Origin of the sequence: Pandoraea pneumonica, from assembly GCF_049918595.1 — a bacterium.
Classification (GTDB): domain Bacteria; phylum Pseudomonadota; class Gammaproteobacteria; order Burkholderiales; family Burkholderiaceae; genus Pandoraea; species Pandoraea pneumonica_A.
The window spans coordinates 1099958-1121272 of sequence record NZ_JBNCRZ010000001.1 but is presented as its reverse complement, the minus strand read 5'-3'; the positions used below and the strand labels follow the sequence as shown (position 1 = coordinate 1121272).

The 21315-nt window shown below is 55.8% G+C and carries 12 protein-coding genes; 11 read left to right on the top strand and 1 reads right to left on the bottom strand.

Annotated features, from left to right (window positions below; genetic code table 11):
* Positions 1 to 144 precede the first annotated feature (144 nt).
* The 6 genes from dnaN to ACPWR9_RS05135 all read left to right on the top strand — a co-directional run bounded on the left by dnaN (position 145) and on the right by ACPWR9_RS05135 (position 11785).
* The gene (gene dnaN, locus ACPWR9_RS05160) at positions 145 to 1251 is read left to right on the top strand and encodes a DNA polymerase III subunit beta (RefSeq protein WP_426296179.1); all 1107 of its coding nucleotides are present in this window, start codon (positions 145 to 147) and stop codon (positions 1249 to 1251) included.
* A 176-nt stretch (positions 1252 to 1427) separates the two neighbouring features.
* Complete coding sequence (gyrB, locus tag ACPWR9_RS05155; RefSeq protein ID WP_426296180.1) at positions 1428 to 3905, top strand: DNA topoisomerase (ATP-hydrolyzing) subunit B; 2478 nt, start codon at positions 1428 to 1430, stop codon at positions 3903 to 3905.
* A 723-nt stretch (positions 3906 to 4628) separates the two neighbouring features.
* Positions 4629 to 5981 (top strand): DNA (cytosine-5-)-methyltransferase, encoded by a 1353-nt coding sequence (dcm, locus tag ACPWR9_RS05150; RefSeq protein ID WP_426296181.1) that lies wholly within the window; start codon positions 4629 to 4631, stop codon positions 5979 to 5981.
* Positions 5982 to 6064: 83 nt separating this feature from the next.
* A complete protein-coding gene (locus ACPWR9_RS05145; protein WP_426296182.1) occupies positions 6065 to 7870 on the top strand; it encodes a DUF262 domain-containing protein in 1806 nt (601 codons plus the stop codon).
* 1 nt (position 7871) lies between these two features.
* Positions 7872 to 10718 (top strand): Z1 domain-containing protein, encoded by a 2847-nt coding sequence (locus ACPWR9_RS05140; protein WP_426296183.1) that lies wholly within the window; start codon positions 7872 to 7874, stop codon positions 10716 to 10718.
* Complete coding sequence (locus tag ACPWR9_RS05135; protein WP_426296184.1) at positions 10715 to 11785, top strand: PD-(D/E)XK motif protein; 1071 nt, start codon at positions 10715 to 10717, stop codon at positions 11783 to 11785. Before ACPWR9_RS05140 ends, ACPWR9_RS05135 begins: the two co-directional genes overlap by 4 nt.
* Before the next feature lie 60 nt (positions 11786 to 11845).
* Here ACPWR9_RS05135 and ACPWR9_RS05130 read toward each other — a convergent pair whose 3' ends face one another.
* Complete coding sequence (locus tag ACPWR9_RS05130; protein WP_426296185.1) at positions 11846 to 12772, bottom strand: Kiwa anti-phage protein KwaB-like domain-containing protein; 927 nt, start codon at positions 12770 to 12772, stop codon at positions 11846 to 11848.
* Between the two features lie 1074 nt (positions 12773 to 13846).
* On the opposite strand from ACPWR9_RS05130, the gene ACPWR9_RS05125 reads away from it, so the two are divergent.
* The 5 genes from ACPWR9_RS05125 (at position 13847) to ACPWR9_RS05105 (ending at position 21231) form a co-directional block, all read left to right on the top strand.
* Positions 13847 to 14254 (top strand): helix-turn-helix domain-containing protein, encoded by a 408-nt coding sequence (locus tag ACPWR9_RS05125; protein WP_426312008.1) that lies wholly within the window; start codon positions 13847 to 13849, stop codon positions 14252 to 14254.
* Positions 14255 to 14676: 422 nt separating this feature from the next.
* Positions 14677 to 15168 carry a Tn7 transposase TnsA N-terminal domain-containing protein gene (locus tag ACPWR9_RS05120; protein WP_426296187.1) on the top strand — a complete coding sequence of 164 codons (492 nt, stop codon included), beginning with the start codon at positions 14677 to 14679 and terminating at the stop codon, positions 15166 to 15168.
* A 14-nt stretch (positions 15169 to 15182) separates the two neighbouring features.
* Positions 15183 to 17141: an integrase gene (locus ACPWR9_RS05115; RefSeq protein WP_426296188.1), complete on the top strand. Its 1959-nt coding sequence runs from the start codon at positions 15183 to 15185 to the stop codon at positions 17139 to 17141.
* Positions 17131 to 18069, top strand: coding sequence for a TniB family NTP-binding protein (locus ACPWR9_RS05110; protein WP_426296189.1), 939 nt, complete (start codon positions 17131 to 17133; stop codon positions 18067 to 18069). Before ACPWR9_RS05115 ends, ACPWR9_RS05110 begins: the two co-directional genes overlap by 11 nt.
* Positions 18070 to 19578: 1509 nt before the next feature.
* The gene (locus tag ACPWR9_RS05105; protein WP_426296190.1) at positions 19579 to 21231 is read left to right on the top strand and encodes a hypothetical protein; all 1653 of its coding nucleotides are present in this window, start codon (positions 19579 to 19581) and stop codon (positions 21229 to 21231) included.
* The last annotated feature ends 84 nt before the right edge of the window (positions 21232 to 21315 follow it).

Sequence of the window (21315 nt, the reverse complement as noted above, 5' to 3'; positions counted from 1 at the left end):
AGCGGATCGGCGCACATTGCGTCCCCCGGTCATCCACAGTGTTTTCCGCCCTGTTATCCCTTTTGCAAGCGATTGATTGATAAGGGAATCTTCGGGTTTTCAGCAGAAACTGGCGCCCGTTAACAGTTACTACGAAGGATAAATATGCAATTGGTCAAAACTCAACGAGACAATCTGCTGCGGCCGCTGCAAATTGTGAGTGGCATCGTCGAGCGTCGCCATACGTTGCCGATTCTGGCCAATTTGCTCATTCGCAAGCACGGACAGGACATTTCGTTCCTCTCCACCGATCTGGAACTTCAGATCACCACGACCGCCGATTGCGGTGCAGGCGCCGACGATGTGGCGACTACCGTAGCGGCGCGCAAGCTGCTCGACATTCTGCGCAACATGCCGGATGCCGAAGTCGCGCTCTCGCTCGCCGATAAGCGTCTGACGGTGCAAGCCGGCAAGAGCCGTTTCCAATTGCAGACGCTGGCCGCGGAAGATTTCCCGACGGTGGCTGAGGCGAAGGATTACGCCGCGAGTTTCGCCCTGCCGCAGCGCACGTTCCGCCAGTTGCTGGCGATGGTGCACTTCGCGATGGCGCAGCAAGACATCCGTTACTACCTGAACGGCATGCTGCTGGTCGTCGATGGCGAAGAGATCAAGGCGGTGGCGACGGACGGTCACCGTCTGGCGTACAGCAGCACGAAGATTGCGGGCGAGAAGTTTGCCAAGCAAGAAGTGATCATCCCGCGCAAGACGATTCTCGAGCTGCAACGTTTGATGGAAGACATCGACGACCCCGTGCAGATCGACGTCGCGCCGAGCCAGGTCAAGTTCCGTTTTGCGAACGTCGAGCTGGTGTCGAAGCTGGTCGAGGGCAAGTTCCCCGACTTCACGCGCGTGATTCCGAAGGGGTATGCAAACAGCTTCACGATCAGCCGTGAAGAACTGCATCGTTCGTTGCAGCGCGCCGCGATTGTGACGTCGGACAAGTTCAAGGGTGTGCGTTTCACGCTGGCCCCGAATCTGCTGACGATCATCGCGAGCAATTCCGAGCAGGAAGAAGCGCGTGAAGAAATCGAAATCGATTACAGCGGCGATGCGGTGGATATCGGTTTTAACGTCACGTATTTGCTCGACGTGCTGGCCAACCTGAAGGTCGAGCAAGTGAAGATCAGTCTGGGCGACGCCAATTCGAGCGCGTTGATCACACTGCCGGACAACGACGAGTTCAAGTACGTCGTGATGCCGATGCGCATTTAAGCGGATAAACCGCTACACGCGCCGCCATGCGCGAAGGGGCCGAGCGCCCCTTTGGCGTTTCTAGAGAGTGATCCTTTTGCAGGATAAATCGCGCTCCGGGTGTCAAAAGCACCCGGGAGCGACAGGGTCATGAAGCAGTAATTCGTCAGCAATGACGCAGTAACCGGAAGATTGTCATGAGCGAACAGCAAAAACAGGCCGAAGGCGGCTACGGCGCAGCATCCATCCAGATCCTCGAAGGTCTGGAGGCCGTACGCAAGCGTCCAGGCATGTACATTGGCGACACGTCGGACGGCACGGGCCTGCATCACCTGGTGTTCGAGGTGCTGGACAACTCGATCGACGAGGCGCTGGCGGGGTATTGCGACGACATCCACGTGATCATTCACGCGGACAACTCCATTTCCGTGACCGATAACGGCCGCGGCATTCCCACGGGCATCAAGTTCGACGACAAGCACGAGCCGAAGCGCAGTGCAGCCGAAATTGTGATGACCGAGTTGCACGCGGGCGGCAAGTTCGACCAGAACAGCTACAAGGTGTCGGGCGGTCTGCACGGCGTGGGTGTGTCGTGCGTGAACGCCCTGTCGACGTATCTGAAGCTCACGGTGCGCCGCGACGGCAAGAAGTCCTTCATGGAATTCCACCGTGGCGTGCCGCAAAACCGCGAGCTGGAAGTCATCGACGGCGTCGAGACCTCGCCGCTCAAGGTGTTGGGCGACACGGACAAGCGTGGTACCGAAGTGCACTTCCTGGCCGACGAAGAGATTTTCGGCAAGGTGGAATTCCACTACGACATTCTCGCCAAGCGTATGCGCGAGCTGTCCTTCCTGAACAACGGCGTGCGTATCCGCTTGTCGGATTTGCGCACGGGCAAGGAAGAAGACTTCGCTTTCGCCGGTGGCGTGAAGGGCTTCGTCGAGTACATCAACAAGTCGAAGTCGGTGCTGCACCCAACCATCTTCCATGTGATCGGCGAGCGCGACGGTATCGGCGTGGAAGTGGCGATGCAGTGGAACGACAGCTACAACGAAACGGTGCTGTGCTTCACGAACAACATTCCGCAGCGTGACGGCGGCAGCCACTTGACCGGTTTGCGTGCGGCGATGACGCGCGTGATCAACAAGTACATCGACGAGCACGAGTTGGCGAAGAAGGCCAAGGTCGAGACGACCGGCGACGACATGCGCGAAGGCTTGACCTGCGTGTTGTCGGTGAAGGTGCCGGAGCCGAAGTTCTCGTCGCAGACGAAGGACAAGCTGGTGTCGTCGGAAGTGCGTGCGCCGGTGGAAGAGTACGTGGCGAAGGCGCTGGAAGAATTCCTGCTTGAGACCCCGAACGACGCGAAGATCATTTGCGGCAAGATCGTCGAAGCGGCGCGTGCGCGCGACGCAGCGCGCAAGGCGCGTGAAATGACGCGCCGTAAGGGCGTGCTCGACGGCGTTGGTCTGCCGGGCAAGCTGGCGGACTGCCAGGAGAAGGATCCGGCGCTGTGCGAGATCTACGTGGTCGAGGGCGACTCGGCAGGCGGTTCGGCCAAGCAAGGTCGCGATCGTAAGTTCCAGGCCATTCTGCCGCTGCGCGGCAAGGTGCTGAACGTCGAGAAGGCACGTTTCGACAAGCTGATTTCGAGCGAGCAGATCGTCACGCTAATTACCGCGTTGGGTTGCGGCATTGGCAAGGACGACTACAACATCGACAAGCTGCGTTATCACCGGATCATCATCATGACCGATGCTGACGTGGACGGCGCGCACATCCGTACGCTGCTGCTGACGTTCTTCTATCGTCAGGTGCCGGAGCTGATCGAGCGTGGTTACATCTATATCGCGCAACCGCCGCTGTACAAGGTCAAGCACAACAAGGACGAGCGTTACATCAAGGACGAATCCGAGTTGGCCGCGTACATGCTGAAGCTGGCGATGAACAATGCCGAGCTGACGCCGTCGACGGGCGCCACGCCGATTTCGGGCGATGCGCTGGGCGAGCTGACGCGCAGCTACCAGTTGGCCGATAGCGTGATCGAGCGTCTGAGCCGCCTCTACGAAGCGTCGGTGCTGACCGCCGTGACCGAAGGTGTCGAGATCAATCTGGACAGCGAGGAAGCGGCTGCGAAGTCGGCGCAAGCGTTGGAAGCCGCGTTGAGCGACGACCCGCTGGCACCGGAAATCACGATCAAGGCAGTGGTGGAAGACGTCGAGAACGCCGAGCCGGTCGTGTCGCTGCGTGTTGAGCGTCGTCACCATGGCAACGTGAAGGTGAGCGTGATCGATCCGTACTTCCTGCAATCGGCGGATTATGCGCAGTTGCAAAAGACGGCGGAGACGTTCAAGGGTCTGATCGGCGAGGGCGCGACGATTCGTCGTGGCGAGCGTTCGCAGACGGTGGCGAACTTCAAGGCTGCGATGAAGTGGCTGATGGCCGATGCCGAGCGCAACGTGTCGAAGCAGCGCTACAAGGGTCTGGGCGAAATGAACGCGGGACAGCTGTGGGAAACCACGATGGACCCGACGGTTCGCCGCCTGCTGCGCGTGCAGATCGAAGACGCGATTGCGGCCGACGGCATCTTCACGACGCTCATGGGCGACGATGTCGAACCGCGCCGCGCGTTCATCGAATCGAACGCACTGCGTGCGGGGAACATCGACGTTTAAGGCGTCGCCTCGCGTAGGGCGCCAGAGTAAGTGCGACTGGCGCCACAGTTTTGCGACTGAGTGACTGAGTTCCTGCAATTCGCCTATCGAGGCAGGGGAGGTACCGCTCGATGTGCCCGCCCCGGAAACAAGAAGGTAGTGAGTTCGGTTCTCATCCACTCCATCAATAAAATTTCAGGGTTACAGGTGATTTTCCTGTAACCCTTTTTCGTTTCTGTCGCCGTCATGTTCGAAACGTGCGGCAAGCTAGATACTTTTTCTACATTTACCGTGGGAATGGCTCGGGTCCTCGATTGGCGTGAGTCGGTCGGTCGTTACTGTGCCACGTGCGTGGCATAGATCGTTGGCGTCCACATGGTCAGCACGGCATTACGAAAGGCCATGCGGGCTAAAAATCCAGTGCCTACGGCAGCATGACCAACAATTCCGACGCCCAAGCTAACCCACAGCATTCCACCGAAGCAATCGCCCTTATGTGGCGGATACAGAAATATGTGGGAAACCCCATGTATTCGAGGCGAAGGGGGCTGTTCAACGGATTTCGGGAGACGCGGAGGGAACCTGGCGACAAACGCTAAACATTGACGCTGAGGTTGGAGTGCTGTAAAAATCCACAGGTTTGACTGGCAATTCAACGCCAGCATATTCCGCCGTCCGGATGCGACATTGCGCAGAATGACGTTTGGCCTAATGGCTGTCCATGAAAAGTAAAAAAACGACCTGATGAAGATGTTCCCGTTCCGCTTTGTCGACTTGTTTGCCGGGCTGGGAGGGTTTCACCTCGCCCTGAAGCGGCTCGGTGGCGAGTGCGTTTTCGCGGCGGAATGGAAAGAGCCACTTCGTGATCTGTATCAAGTGAATTTCAACATGCGGCCCGAAGGCGATATCACGCTTGTCTCCCCAAATTCGGTGCCGGATCATGATGTGCTGACAGCTGGTTTCCCTTGCCAGCCATTCTCAAAGGCCGGTGAGCAGCTTGGTTTTGAATGCACTGAGCAGGGTAATCTCTTTTTCAATGTTGCAGCGATTCTAAAGGCCAAACGCCCTAGCTTCTTCATTCTTGAGAACGTCCCTAACCTGCTTAAGCATGATGAGGGGCGTACGTGGATCGAAATTCAGAGGATCCTTGGATTAGGAAAAGGCGGGTTGGGATATCACGTACGCGCGGAGCGGCTGTCACCGCATAATTTCGGCGTCCCACAGATTCGCGAGCGGGTGTACATCGTGGGATCTCGGGAGTCTCTAGCCGATTTCGAGTGGCCCAATACCAGTAACGCGCCGACCAACATTGAATCCGTACTGGATGACCATCCAGCCGAAGCGAAGCAATTGTCTTCTCAAGTTGCTGAATGCCTCAGCGTATGGGATGAGTTCCTGAAACTCTGCCCAAAAGATGTGGAGCTTCCATCGTTTCCGCTCTGGTCTATGGAGTGGGGAGCCACGTACCCCTACGAATCAAGTACGCCATATTCCAACTATGTGGAGATGGGACTTGATGGATTGAAGGGCTTCAGAGGAAGTCACGGTGCCCGGATCGGTTATCTACGCGATTTGGATCAACGATGGGCTGCGCTTCCCAGTCACGCCAGAACCCAACAGTTACTCTTCCCCAAGTGGAAGCGAGACTTCATTCGCCAGAACAGAGAGTTCTATGAAGTGAACTCGCCGTGGATCGATCCTTGGCTGCCAAAGATTCTTAAATTTCCCTCTAGCCTACAGAAATTTGAATGGAACGCTAAGGGCGGAGAAAGGAATATCTGGAACTACGTTATCCAGTTTCGTGCGTCGGGCGTTCGCGTGAAGCGACGAACAACGGCGCCGAGCCTGATCGCGATGACAGATACGCAGGTGCCGATCATCGGGTGGCAACGACGTTATATGACTCCCCATGAGTGCGCAAGACTGCAGAGCTTGGACGACCTTAAGCAGCTTCCACGAAGTACAACTCAGGCGTTCCACGCGCTCGGTAACGCTGTGAACTCGAGTGTTGTCGAGCATGTAGCCCGAGCGCTCCTTTCTCCGCGCAGAATACGTCAACCTGAATTGTGGAACGCGAACGTAGTTGAGTGCCGGTAACGAGAGCCTGAAGTTCGTCAGGGCGTTCGCCGTTCGCTCGCAACTGACACTGCCCCTGTTGTGCGATCTTTCAAGGACAGACTGTGGAAGACCTAGATTTTGATCAAATTGCGACGCTCCTATCGCAGCTTTCCCAAACGGGCACGCTGCCTAAACTGGATGGCCGTCGCCGTGCACCGCGGCCGTTCGATGCAACCGAAATAGAATTTTCGTCTAGTGCCTGGTTGGTGCGTGTGCTCGAGGTTGCCGCGTGGCTCAACCTCGATTCGTCCTTCGAGGAAGACGATCCGCCTCAAACTGTTGCGTTGCGCCTGTTCGACGAATTGTCGCCCGGCAAAGCGGAGGCGAGCTTTACGACCGAGAACGGTCACGTGTCGTTGACCGAAATAGGTATTCAAGCGCTTGAGGAAAGGTTAAGCCGGGCGGTAAATAATCGCACGGCCTTCCTCGCAATGCTCGACGAGGAAGTTTCGATCGCGGCTGCCACTGAGTCCTGGATCGATGCTTGGAACGAAGGGCCCGCGACAGAGCCACTCTCGATCAATGCGACCGTCGATAAATGGCGAATTTCTGACCTGGCAGGTCGTGCGCAGGATGATCAGTTGGAACTGAATCCGACGTACCAACGGGACTTCGTTTGGTCGAATGCTGATTCCCAGATGCTGATCGAATCAATCTTGCGAGGGATCCCACTTCCCTCAATCATCTTAGCGCGCAACTCAAGCAGTCAACGCTATCAGATCGTCGATGGGAAGCAACGGGTCACGGCAATCCTGCGCTTCATTGGGGCACATCCGGACGGCCTCAAAAACAGCCAAATGATGAAGGATCCTGAATTATTCAGGACCAACTTCGGGCAGTTTGCTAAGCGAAACAATCTGCGCGCGACGGATATTCGCGAAAAATATTTTCCGTTCAAGACTAAGAAGTACACGGATGAAAATGACCCGTTGAAGTCATTGGGCGGCCGATACTATTGCGATGTCAAAAGAGAGAAGGTCCGCATTGCCGGCGAGCACATTACGGTGAGCGAGTTATTCGAGCGAACCTGCGATTATTTTATTCCCGTGCTCATATATCGCGACACCCAGGTCCGTGATATTCATAAAGTGTTCAGGATCTACAATCAACAGGGCATGAAGCTGAACGCTGAGGAAATTCGCAATGCAGTGTTCAATCACTTGCATATCTCGCGCTTCATGCTGTTCATTGGAGGTGATCGGCCCGAACCGGAGATAGCTCCTGAACTTGTAGCGGTTGGGATTGACCCGACAACGGCGCATGAAAACATTAAGGCGCTAGGGTTTGGAATAACACGGTTCCGTCGCACCAAAGTACTATTCTGGACCGTCGCTACGCTAATACTTAAGCCGGCGCAGGCGCCTGACGGAAGCTATCGGACGCCGTCTACGGCAAGCCACATTGACGAATTTCTCCGCTCGATTGACGGAGGACGGCTCGCGCAATTCCGTGGGAAGGAAATCCTTGAGAATCTCGCACGCGACCTTATTGCCGCACTCGAACTCCATCAGGGCGCGTTGGACGCTTGGAGCCCGAAGTTCCGCCGTAAGGGTAAGAGCGCAATGGCCTCGCGATGGGAGGAGCTACCAGTGGTGGCTAGTCTGCTCGCATGTCTCGTGCTCGTCATTACAGGCCAGGCAAACAAGCTTGAAGAGCGGATCGACGAAATGAACGAACTAACGTCCAAGATGGTTGGACCTGAAAGTACGCAGAACAAGACCCAGTGGGGACACATTGCAAACGCATCAGTGAGTATCCTCGAGGAACTCGGTGTCAGCTTATCGGACGCAGACGCAGTCGTGAAGGAACGCTACGGTGACAGCGCGATTGATGCTCTCCTCGAGATCCGAAAGATTCCGCTGAACTGAAATGGGTACGGAGAAATCTAATTTTGGTCCCGCCGCGATCGTGCCTTTGGGCGACTCCACCTCTTTGGTGAAGGAGTCTAATGGTTCGATAGTAAACGGTGGCGCATGGTGGTCACGCTATCACGCGAGCGTGAAGGAGCGGCTGTCTCCGACTGCGTTATCTGTGCTTGACGCTGATGCCCAATACATTATCGAGAGGGCTCTTCCGCGCGATAAGGATGGGCTTGATTTGTCCGCCTGGCCTGAATCGCGGGTTCGCACAGGGATGGTGGTGGGTTCTGTTCAGTCGGGTAAAACTGCGAGCATGCTTGGTGTAGCGGCTAAAGCGCTCGATGCTGGCGTCGATCTCCTTATTCTCCTCGCCGGAACTCGAGTCAGTCTTTGGCTGCAAACTTATGGACGTTTCCTGGAGCAGTTGGACGGATCGAGCCCCGAGAGCGCGTTTCGTCGACGCAACGAACGGCTGATTCTTCCGCAGCCTGCTGACATCCTATATGAGCAGCGCGCCGACCCCGTGCAATATCTGCAGCGCCCACTCGCGCGCCAGGCGCTGCGCACCGGTCGACCGATCATTTGCATCGTACCTAAAGAGGACGACCATCTGCTCTCGCTGCGTCGTTTCCTGCTTGACATAGTCGCCGATGATTATCTTGCGGCACGCGAACGCCCCTATTCGATCCTGCTACTTGATGATGAAGCGGACGATGCAAGCGTACTCGATAGCGCAAAGGCTCAGAAAATTACGCCTCGCCTAATCACAGCCCTTTGGAGCGGTGACACTGAAGAGTCGGCGACCCGCCATGTAAAGATGCTTGCAACCTATGTCGCATATACAGCGACGCCACAAGCAAACTACCTGCAATCAACTCATAACCCGCTAAGCCCAAGAGACTTCAACGCGGCTCTTCGCACGCCCGGCATGACTGGTTCGGTGAAGCCTCGTTCAACAACGTATGCTGAACGCTTGGGCGTTCGTTCTTATTATTGCGGTGGCGAAATCTTCTACGAGCGCCTTCGGTTAGCGGGGGACGGGGCCTTGTGCCAGACGTCACCATTTCCGTATCGCCGGCCGGGCGAAACAGAGACAGAACTTAACGAAAGACGTGAAGTATTGCGCTGGTCCATGCTGTCAGATGCGTTGCGCTGCTACTTCGTTGGCGCTGCTGTGCGCAGCCTCGGACGAGGCTGGGAAAACGCCTTCGACCACGATTGCCTTTATTCAACGGTGGACGCTGCGCGTGCGGCCGCATGCGGTGCCCATACCATGCTTATTCATCCTTCCGCACGGAAAGAGGACCATTTCGGAACGGCATTGGATGTTGTGCGCTGGGCGACCGCGAAGCCGGGATATGAGGCGCAAGTCCAGCTTAATGATGAAGCAGACACTCTTCAGATCCCAGCCGACCACCTGATCCGGCGACTCCTCTCTGAGGAAGACGAGTGGTCGGTGTGGCTGGGCCGATTCGAGGCGTCGCGAATGGCGCTCGCGACGCTACCACAAGCACCTTACGCTCCTATCTCCCTTGATGCATGGCCTAGTGTGCGGGAGGCGCTAATCACACGAATCTTCCCGAACGTGCGACTACGCGTTCTAAACAGTGATCCGGATTCGGATGACCGGCCGCACTTCGAGATTGCTGAGAGTGAGGGCGGATTTAGAATTCCCGCAGATAGCCTTTCAATCTTTGTCGCAGGCAATGTTCTTTCACGCGGCCTTACGTTAGAGGGTCTTGCCGCGAGCTTGTTTCTTCGCGGCGCTGCCGAGCCGGCGGCCGACACACAGATGCAAATGCAACGCTGGTTCGGTTACCGAGGTAGTTTTTTGCCGTTTTGCCGGGTCTTCACGTACGACGATCAACTTCAACTCTTCAGGCGCTATCACGAAAATGATAGCGCACTAAAGACCGAGATAATTTCCTCGATGGATTCGGGGCAGGAGGACAATGGACCGGCACTAGTTCTACAAGGAGCATCGTTTGTTGCGACGAGCAAGGTCGAGGCTCGAAAGGTTCCACTATCCCCTGGGCCACGCCCCTCCATCAAATTGGTGGAGACAGAAGATGATGTTCTTGCGAAGCGCAACATAGACGTTGCTATTAGTCTTTTGAACGACGGTGAGTGGGTGCCACTGAACGACGATAAAGGCCTTCAGCGTGGTCTGATTCGGTCGGCTCCTGTTAGTCTTCGCCGGCTCGCTGACGTACTCGATTCGCTGTGCTACTCACATCACGACCCCCTCCTTGGTGACGAGCTTAGTCAGCGCTGGGAGCACTATGCCCGGTTGCTCGCGATCGATGAGCCATTGTTTACGCCTCCGAGGAGCAATCCTCAGGCTTATGGAACCGAGCCTCAGTCGTGTCCCTACTCGATCGCAGCGTATCTAAGACTCTGGTCTCATTTGAGTCTCGGTCGTTCGGCACCTGGACTGTACCCAACGGATCGCCCAGAGGTGCCCTGGAACTACTCTGACGTAATGCAACCTGGTGCGCCGGAATTCTACCTCGCCTTTCGCTTTGGGCAGAGGCCAGTTCGTGATCCTCGCCTCGCTGCAAAGTCGGTCAATGCTGTCACGCGAGATCGAGCCTCAAGTGGCCGTGCACTCCAAACTTTATGGGGGACTCGTGGTTATGGCGGAACTTACTACGGTGACGAATTCGTCGATTATTACTTCCATCGCACACACCCGGTTCCAAGCATTCAGGGTGGTGCCAGTTGGAGGCCACGCGGCCACCCTGGGCTGGCGTTGTTTCATGTAGTCAGTGAACCGGAGTTGCCGTACGATTTGCTCGCGGTTGGGCTTGGAATTCCTCACGGTGGTCCCGACCACATAGCTGCATTACGGAAATGAGCGACATTCAGTTCGAAGCGCTACGCGCGGACCTTGATCAACTAAGCGTCCCTCGTGGGCGCGTCCGTCACATGCGTTGGCTCGTACCGTCGTTGGCGATAGGTCGAACGGCGACGGGCGATTTCGAGGTTTTTATTCGAGGGCCCGAAATTCACGCGGCGTCGCTATTGGTCAAGCGGCATCTGCAACACGGCAACTGGCGACCAGAAGAAGGGGGCGCACAATTCTCGGCGACTAGAATCGTATTGCCCTCAGCTCATCATTTCGCCTCAATAGCGGCATTGATTGCCGTCGAATTGGTCCGTGCTGGCATCGCGGGCTCTCAAGGCGTCCAGAAGGCTTTCAGTGACGTGGAGCCGATCATTGAGATGGCCATTCGCCGTGGCGCCCTGTCTGAAAATGTCATTACTGGCCTAATCGGTGAACTAAGCGTATTGCGGCAACTAATATTGCTTGTCGCAAATCGCCCCAGTTCGATCTTACGTTGCCTCGATTTTTGGCAGGGATGGCAGCAAGGTAACCGGGATTTCCGAATCGGCAATTACTCTATTGAAGTGAAAACCACACGGTCGGAGGGATCCATTCATCAATTCAGTGGGCTACATCAACTGGAGCCGAATCAATTACCCTCCGGCGAGATGGAGCAACTGAATCTACTGAGCTTTGGTCTTGCCGCCTCTTCCGTAATGGGCGAAACTCTGCCGTCTTTGGTCAGCAGCGTTGCGACACTGCTTTCCACCGCAGCGGAGGGCTCCGATATCGCAGAAGAGTTCTTGCGGCGAGTGTCGTTGTACGGAAATCAGTCAGGTGAAGGTTACGTACACCAGACGATGCAGGAATGGGCCGCTTACGGTACACGTTACACGCATACGTTCGGCCCTCGACTTTATCGCGTAGATGATCCTGCTATGCGCTTGCTCGGCCGTGACTTGCTTAGCGGTACGTTCGTGCAGCCCGAGGGATTGTCCTTCACCATGCATTTCCCCGAACAGGTATCGGCCTTCAATCCCGCCCCGAACTGGGAAGCCGAGTTGCATCGCATGATTCAGCATGGGGATGCTGCATGATTCGGCCGATGCATAGTTTGGCGCTGTGATCCTCATTTTCGAGCACCAGGCCCCAGTAGTTCATCCTCCAACGGGACTCGCGGATGGTACGTCAAAGTCCGTCTCCGACAATTCAGAGTGGAGGCGGTGATTCAAGAGAACCTGGATGATCGTTCGAATCGTGCCTTCGGTCGGAACGATTCGACCCAGATCGTCAAACTGAAGCTGCCAGTTCCGTGCGGCATTTGTGGCGCGGAGCCGCCGCATATAGTCCGGATTGGCATAGTGAGCTCGCTCTTGAACAACGGCCATGCGTCGCAAGTGCATCGCGTTTGTTCCGACGTGTTGCACCAACAATGTCATATCAGAAAAGACCGATTGGAATTCCTCGCTTTGCTGTAGTTCGACAAAGGAGACGGCATAGGTCTGTTTGTATTCGAGTAGTGACTCGAAACTAGCCTTGTTGATGACCAAGAGATCGGTTTTTGTCGCGAAAAAGTCAAATGTCTTTGAAATTTGGAAGGACTTATCACCAGCGAGATCAAGCTGGTTGCCATTCAAGACTACATTGACAACTGACGCTCGCCTTTTTACACGCCAGTCATTAGCGAGCCGCCGGACGCCGTACAGCACCTCATTCTGCGTCTGGAGCCGGACCACGTATCCGGCACTGTTCTCCAACTGCTTCACATTGGTAATCAGATGCTCCTCAGGCGGCAGATCGATCTGGTCCTGCAGTTGCGGAAACGTGGTTTCGTCTCCCTCAAGATAGAGGCACCCGACTTCATTGGGCTGAGCCAGCAGTTGATAATCTTCAACTTCCTGATAGCGCGCGAGCGACTCTGTGACGATCCGTTTAAGTTCCGCCGAAAGCGCATCGGTCGTTACAGTGGCGAATGCCTTAAAAATCCCGCCTTTACCTGTACTTTTCTTGAACGTCCATAGCGACACGGTTGCATCATCAACGTTAAAGTTCTTAATGCTTGCGAGAGCTTCATTGGCGGCCATAAATTAATTTTTGAATTTTGATAATACGTATACGCCCTGCACGACGCATGATTTCAACTTGTCCCCCGAGTGTATCTTCGATCTGGACAGCGCGATTATGCTCCTGCTATTACCGTTGATGTCGGCACTGATCTCGTAGAGCTGCCAGCCGGTGGCGAGCAAGAGTGGATTCATTAGGATCTGACCCGACCGATAGGTAATTAGGAACATCCAGGCCAGAAAAACAATGAAGCCATAAAATTTCCCACTGCTTCCGAGATCCAATCCCATGAACGATACGACGTAGGGGAAAACATAGTTGATAAGATCGTTCGGGACAGTCTTCGATTCCTTAACTGTGAGTTCATGTACTCCAGGGATCCGATCAAGGACCCATATAAAAAATAGCAGGCTGACGAGACAGACAGTGAAAAGGGCCAGTGAACGTCCAGAATTATTCAGGACAGGAAGTTCGCAATCCTTAATGGTCAAGCAGAGTGGTTTCGCCCAACTCTTGTCGGCTATATCCTGAAGTAACAGGATCACGCTTAGGGGAAAATATGAGCCGAGAAAAAGAAGTGCGGCCGGAATTAATCTAACTTGCATTCTTATCCTAATCCGCTCACGCGTTGAATGGTGGTGTAGTTTTTATTTTACGCTGTGAGAGCGATCAGGGCCATCGTTCGCTGATCTTCCGGCAACTGAGGTGTCACGTGAGCATGGTGAGGAGATCCGGGATCTTGTGCCGCCACTGGTTGCGCAATCAATTACTGCCAGCGCGTGGGCCGCCGCTTGTTCGGCAGTCACTTTCTGACTACGTATGCTGGCAAGAAATCGACCGTTCCGACGGCGCTATAGCCTAGACTAATATCCCAACGCTCGTGGCCCTGCTGCTGACGTGCTCGTCTCGATTCACGCCGCATTCACCGAGATGCGCTTCAAGTCGCTACTTCTGAAATTAGTGCAAAACGGCTCGGATTTACGCGTTTTGCACCAGAACGAGTGCAAAAAAATAAGTGCGTGAAATTTTTGCAAGTTTGATCGAAGCCCGCTACGCTCGTCACATTGACCATCAACAAATGCGAGACGAGTGTTATGAGCGCGCTCGGCGATTTCATTCGAGCTAGAAGGAAGAAATTAGGTCTAACGCAGACGGCGTTGGCTGTGCGCGTCGGCGTGGACGACACATACGTAAGCGCCGTCGAAACCGGGAAACGCACTCCGGATGGCGAACAATTCCTGGAGCTGGTAGCGGCCGCGCTTGAGCTTAACGATGACCTCAGGCGTGATCTAGCTGCCGCCGCTCGCAAATCTCAGCGTATCTTTCGACTGCCTGCCGAAATCTCGGTGCACAAGCACGAGGTTCTTCGAGCACTGGCGATGGACATCAAACTTTCCGACGACGATATGAGTGCATTCGCCGCGATACACGCTGCGCTTGCGCGCAGCCGGACGTCGGAAGCGGTGGATACCCAAGAATCCATGATAGGAGGTCCTATGTAACGAAAAAGCGCCACAAACCGGAAGGCTTGCAGCGCTTTTCGGGTCCGAATCGACGACGACTCAGCTCCTAGACAAAGCCAAGTCTCCGCCTCTTCGACCCTAGCGTCAAGCTTTTCTTTTCCTCTTCAGTTTGCACCTGGAGGGATTCGATCAATCTCGATCGAATCCTTGACCGCGTTCGTCCACAATTCCGTGCGCTTCCGCGCGGCAATCGTCGGAAACGTGGTGCAAATCCATCACGTGAGCGTCACATCAAGACGCGACGGAGAGAGCTCGTGCCTAGAAAATCGAAGACCGCTATTCCCCCTCCTTCAACACGCCGTCCGCGCCGGATCGTTACGGTCTCGGGCCGAGGCGTTCGAGGGAGATTCCCCAGCCGAAAGTCCCCAAAGCCTCCTCAGTTCGAGAGCCTCGTCGAAGAGATGATGCTGCACGTTGTCGAAGTTGCACCGATGGTGAAGGCGATCACCACGCAGCCCTGTGTTTTCGAATACTTGGAAGGCGCCCGCATGCGCCGCTATACACCGGATTTAGCGCTCGATACCGCGGTAGGAGCGTTCTACGTTGAGGTCAAAGACGAGGCGTCGCTCGTAGAGGGTTCCAAAAACGTCGAGAGACTGAGAGCGGCGCTGAAGCATCTGAGGGAGTGTGGCGAGCGCCTGTTTATCGTGTTGAGAAGTGATCTGATCGAAAACGGTCTTCAGTGTCGGCTCAGGCAAATACTCAGAACGCGGCCAATTCGGCGCAGGCATCGATCGGATATCGACGCGAGTCTCTGGGATCCGGAAGGTGGGACAACTCCACCGGCAGACATCAATGAACAGTGGCAGAACGCAAAGCTGGAGTGCGACGCCTTACTCCGTCGGATCATGAAGCGCGATCCGGACGGCCTTCTACCGCAGCAAGCTCGTTGATCGAGGTCTCCATCATGGCAAATTTCACGAAAGACCAAACGATTTTCCGTGGCGCCGCGAAGTTCCGTATTGTCCGAATCCAGAACAATGTGGTTCAGCTCGAGAACACGGTGACGGGCGAATTTTCCAGCCACGACGAATCTGATCTGTTGGAGGAGTACGTAAAGGGGTATCTCAGAGCCATCAACACAAAGGAATATCAACGGGCCCCGAGGCCCGACTCGATCAGGGATCTGGCGAAAGCGGCCTCAGGCGACGAGGCTCAGGGGGACTTTGTGACTCGCCGTCGAGTCAATTACCTAGTGATGCTCGAGCGCATGGGGGCGTTCGAAAGTTCAAGGCAGGCACTTCGCGATGCAATTCGCGCTGTTTCCGTGCACCTGGCTGATCCAAGCCCCCCTCATGAAACTACGGTATATCGATGGCGACGCCGATACCACGTTGCACATTGTGATGTCCGTGCATTGCTGGATCAATCTGCGCGTCGTGGCGGGAGAGGAAAATCGAGGTTAGATCCGATCGTCGAAAGCATCATTCTCGACAAGATCGAAACCACCTTCCTCAACAATCGGAGAGGCAAGCCAGAGGAGGTGCACAACGCCGTATTCTTGGAGATACAGCGCCAAAATACGACGCGTATCGAATCCGAGTGGCTCAAGGTGCCAGGACTGCGAACCATTGAGCGTCGCATTCAAGAGATCGATGCTTATGACTTAGCCGTAGCTCGGTACGGTGTTCGCGAAGCTGAGCGTCGGTTTGCGGATCAAGACCGGGCCCGTCGAGCGTCCCGGATCTTGGAAATTGTAGAGCTTGACCACACTCCAGTCGATCAGATGGTCACGGATGAACACGGTGTTTGCATCGGTCGACCGATGTTTACCGTCGTTATCGATCGCTTTTCTCGGTGCGTCCTCGGCTTCTGCTTCAGCTTAGCCGGGCATGGCGTTCATGCAGTGTTCGAGGCTCTTCGGCACGCGATGATGCCGAAGAGCTACCTAGGCGAGGCGTTTCCAGAGCTGGATCTGGAGTGGCCGTGTCATGGATGGCCAGAGCGTCTACTGATGGACAACGGTCGGGAAATGCATGCGTATGCTGTTGTTGATGCATTGACCAACCTCGGCGTAATTTGCGAGTACGCAGCGTCTCGAACACCAAACGACAAACCGTTCGTCGAACGCTTCGTCAAGACGTTCAATTACTCCTTCATTCACACACTTCCCGGTACCACACTGGCAAAAATCGGTGATCGCATCGGCTTCAAAGCTGAGGATGAGGCTTGTCTGACGTTGGAAAAGCTCAATGAAATGGCGCACACCTGGATTACTTCGGTGTATCACGTCAGACCACACAGGGGATTGAACGGTCGCACGCCGCTTGATGTCTGGAAGGAGAGCGCGGCCGTGTTCCCTCCCCAGTTGAAATGCAACGCAGAAGATCTCAGCATTGAGTTCGGTAGTTACACCGAATGTGCCGTCCAGCACTATGGCATTGATCTCAACGCGTTCGTCTATAGCTCTTCCGAGTTGCTCGCGCTTCGCCGAATGTTGCCCGCCAAACAGAAGGTGCACGTCAAGGCTCCGTTTGAAAATGCGGGACAGATCTGGGTGTGGAATCCCATTGAATCGCGCTATTTCGCAGCCTACAACAAAGACGACAGGTACGTCGGCCTGACGATTGAGCAGGCCAAAGCGCTGCGTAAGCTGTCGAAGCCTCTGGATGCTCACCAACGTACGCGTGCGAGCGCTGAGGAACAAATCCGTGAGCAGAGCCTCGAGGCGATGCGTGCCAAGGAACTGAAGACGCGCAAGCTTGGCGCGCGTCAGGCACACATCACGTCTAAGAGCTTCAACCGTCCACAACTTCCCGCACCGGAACTGGCACCGATCCAAGCTCCGATTTCGCCGGTAGGCGACGACGAGCTTTACGAGTTTGCCGTAGACGTCTCAGGCGAAGGAGGCCGTAATGACAGCTGACACGTCCCTGAGGGCTACTGTTACGGACATACGATCGAACTTTATCCACTTCCACCACGTTAAGCACTTGCTCGCCAGGCTGGAGCGCATGTACGAGTATCAGTGTTCCAACGACGAAGCCGACCACCTGATGGTGGTCGGGGAGTCCGGTGTGGGCAAGTCGACGCTGCTCGAAAAATATGTGACGAAGCACCCTCCTATTCAGCACGATGAGTTCACGGAAGTCCCCGTCCTCTATGTTCCGCTGGGTCCGTCGCCAACCCCAAGAATCTTGGCCAGCACCATCCTGCAACGACTGGGGGATCCGAAATGGAATATGGGGCGCGAGATCGAGCTGACGGCACGGCTGGTCTTTCTAATCAAACAATGCCGCGTGAGAGTCGTCATCATCGACGAGGCGAATCACCTGGTTGATCGGGGCGGCGAGAAGACGCTGCATACCGCTGCGGATTGGCTCAAGCGCTTGGTCGACGCGACCCGAGTGTCCTTCGTGATAGCGGGTATTCCACGTGTGCGGCGATTGCTTGCCACCAACGATCAGTTACGAGACCGATTTCGCGAGGTCGTGGAGATCGACCGGTTCTCCGTGGCCACGCAGTTCACCGAACGTGAGTTCCGAAGTGTACTGAAGGTCTACAAGCGGTATCTCCGGCAATTGCCGACGGTGGACATCGCGAGCGGCGCCTTCGCACAACTCATGGCCTTTGCCACCGATGGTCGTCTTCGCGACATTCGTCGATTGCTTGTTCGTGCTGTGGAGCTAGCTTACGAGCAGCAGAGTCCCAGATTGACCGACTTGGTCTTGGCAGAAGCTTTCCGTGCGGTCATCTACCCAGGATCGCCGGACGATCGAAATCCATTCCTCAAGGCATTCAACATGATGCCGCTCGTGAGGCTTGATGAGCCCTTTTCTCCAGTGGAGCGATGATATGAGCGCTGCGAATCACATCGGCGTACCGCTTTGCCGTCCGAGCCCACATTCCGACGAATGGTCCGAGACATATCTATTTCGAGTAGCGCGAGCGAACGGCATCTATCGGCCGCGAATGAGTGACATTGAGCGCCTCCGCCCCACGCTGGGACCAACAGCTTCTAGTCGCTCAGACGGCTACCCGGTTTGGAGTCCGTCGACGTTACCGCGATGGAGCGTGGTAACTCGGGTCAATCCGATTCGATATTGCCCGCAATGTATGGTCGAGTGCCGGTACATTCGCGCACGATGGCGGTTGACCCGACTTGATGTATGCACCCTGCATGGAGTTCGCCTAAAGGATGACTTGGCCGAACCGGTGATGACCAAAGGATACCGGCAGCCAGACAAGCACTTCATCACTGAGGTAACGGACGAACAGCTGTGGGAGGGGGCGCTGTGTCCGATGCCCTGCGAAATGCGTCACGCACGGCGGTTGTGGTCCGGATTCGAGCGGCTTCTTAATAGCGGCAATAACGCCGAAGCGTCTGACGAGCTTGTGTACGTCCTGTTTTTGGAAGCTATGCTGGACGCGATCGCGACCACATGCGAGGAGGCTAGATCGGAGACGTTTCAGGCTCCCCGCTCTGCTCATATCGCGGAGCTCGCGGATCGCTTTCAGCTTCCGATAGAACCAAACCAAGAAGGTCTTCGGCAATTCTTGATCCATATTGAACGTCCCTCGCACCGAAACGCGGTGCTTGCGAGACTACGCCGGATGCTTCTTGACGAAGCGATGCGCCCCACTTGCCTATCTACGCTGCCCATCGCAGAGCTGCGGCAAGAATTCTTCATGGGTGGGTACCTAGCGCCTCGCACTCCCACGCGTACCGCACTCCATCCGGCTCGCGACATCCCAGACGGCTATATCAGTTTCGAATCCGCAGTGGCTATTATCGGATGCCCATCTGAGATGTTGCGACATCTAATTCACCATAACGTGTGTCAGGGTTCGCGCACCGTCCTCAATGGAATTCGACGATATACCTATTTGCCAAGGGCTGCGGTACAAGAATGCCGTCGGTGGTATGCGTCTCTTGTAACTCCGGGCAGGGTTCCTCGCGAGCTTCACGTCGACTACCGAGCGTACGTCGCGCTGCGAAGTATGGACATCCTGCGCCCTATCGTGGTGGAGGACTCCACATACTACCGGAGGGCTGATCTGGTCAGGATCTGTCAGCGCTTGGAGGAGGTGGCGCGCCCGCACCCGGGCGACGCCGAGCGCACATATTCCCTATTCGGAGATTGGATGGCGTGGCGTGGGGGCACCAGGGCGCTATCGCTGAAAATTGTGAGGGAAGTATTCAACGGGAATCTTCCTGTCTTTCGGAAATTGGACTGCCCCGGTTTGTCGGCGTACTTCGTCGACGAAACGGCGGTTAGACGTTTGCGGGAGTTGCGCCGGGTCGAAGGCGGGCGAACGCGCAAGCGGCACGTTACTCACGGCCAGCTTTCCTTACTGCCGCAATGAAGCCTTCCTTCACCAACGTTACCGACTGGCGGGCGCTGGGGATGCGGTTGTTCCAGGACCGCTTCCTGGTTCGCCCGTCCGCCTATCCGGACGAAAGCTATCTCGGCTATCGATTGAGAGCGGCGTGGTCCAACGGGCTGGCTGACCCCGGTTGGATGTCGCCCTTCGAAAGTGGATTGCCGAAGATGCATGGCGCTGCACGATGGTGCCCTCTTTGCCTGGTTGATGCCGCCGGATACTGGAAAGAGGATTGGATTTCCGGGCCAGCAGCGTGCTTTGAGCATCGTTGTTGGCTAACGTCGATCTGCGCGGGATGTCGTCGTGCCTTGCGCTGGAAGCAGGCACGACTTTCGACGTGCATTTGCGGCGCGTCACTAGCGATCGGGCAATTCGAGCGACTTTCGCAGGACGTGGAATGCTTGATCGATGACTTATCCGAAGGCGACGCTCGCACTATGTCCGTGACAGACCGATGGGAGCTCGCGCGCTTTCTCGGCGCATTGTCACTCTTCGGACTGCGGGGGAAGCCGCAAAAGCGAGCGTCACGTAGGTCTGAAGATATGGAGAGAAATGTCATAACGGCGGGGGCACCGCTCGTCATAGACCGCATAGCTTGCTTTGAGCTGATGGATCGTTTACGAGTGCCACAGGCAGTTTCAGTGTGCGTTCCACTTTTGTCGGACGCTTTTCCCCACTTGCTCGCAATGTTGCGTAAGCAATTGGCCGTCGGGGCGAGACGTTGGCTGTTGGAACTGCTGAACGACTACGTCGAATACGCTGTGTCCAACGGAGACGCGTTGCTGTGGGAAAGGAAAGACAGAATATCGTCCCCGGACCTGCGTTGCGGAGAGATGCCGCGCAGCTCCTCGATTGCCAGAATTGTTAGGCAAACTGGTGAGGTGGTGCCGGTGAGACGGACCAAAGCTGGGCGCCGCAAATTTGTCGTCGATGACGCCAGCCTTCAACGGATGCGGCAAGTGCAGCGTTCTTTGCTTTCTGAAAAGGCTGCGGCTCGATACATTGGGCTTTCCTCGACGCGCATTCGCGAGCTGGTGAGGTTGGGGCTGATCGATGGCGTAGAAGGCCGCATACGCAAGGACTCCCTAGATCGCATGGTGAGTCGTATCGCATCTGTAACCACCGAGAACAATGAGCTTGCCGATCCCGTACGTTTGGGAGAAGCGCTTCGACGATACGTCCCCACACATGCGTCCGAAGTGTTTTTTGCGAAGCTGACGTCCGGCGCCATTCGGCTCTTTGCTACGGGCACCGTTCTGGGAGACTTCGCTGTTGAGCGGAGCGACGTGCTCGAAAGTTCTCTTGGTGCAGTGACGGTGTGTGATCAGATATCCATTGTTGAGGCGGCTCGGCGCATTGGAGTGAAACAGGAGGTGATGTATCACCTTGTTAACGTGGGGTTAGTGCGCTGCCAGACCGGGAGGTTACGAACACGCGCTGCACGTACGGTCAGTGTTGAGGAGCTTGAGCGATTCAGACATCGCTTCCAGCCACTAGTCCACGTTGCCCGATCGCAAGGCGTTTCGTCCCGCACCGCGCTGTGTTGGGCTCGTGAGAACGGTATCGAAGTCGTTTCCGGGCCATTGGTTGACGGTGGACGGCAGTACTGGATTCGAACTAACAGTTCCTGAGAGCGCGAGACAGGTCGGACACAAACGTGTTCGCCGCCCGCTCGGCTGCTAACGATACTTAACTGAATTTTCTGGAAATGTAGC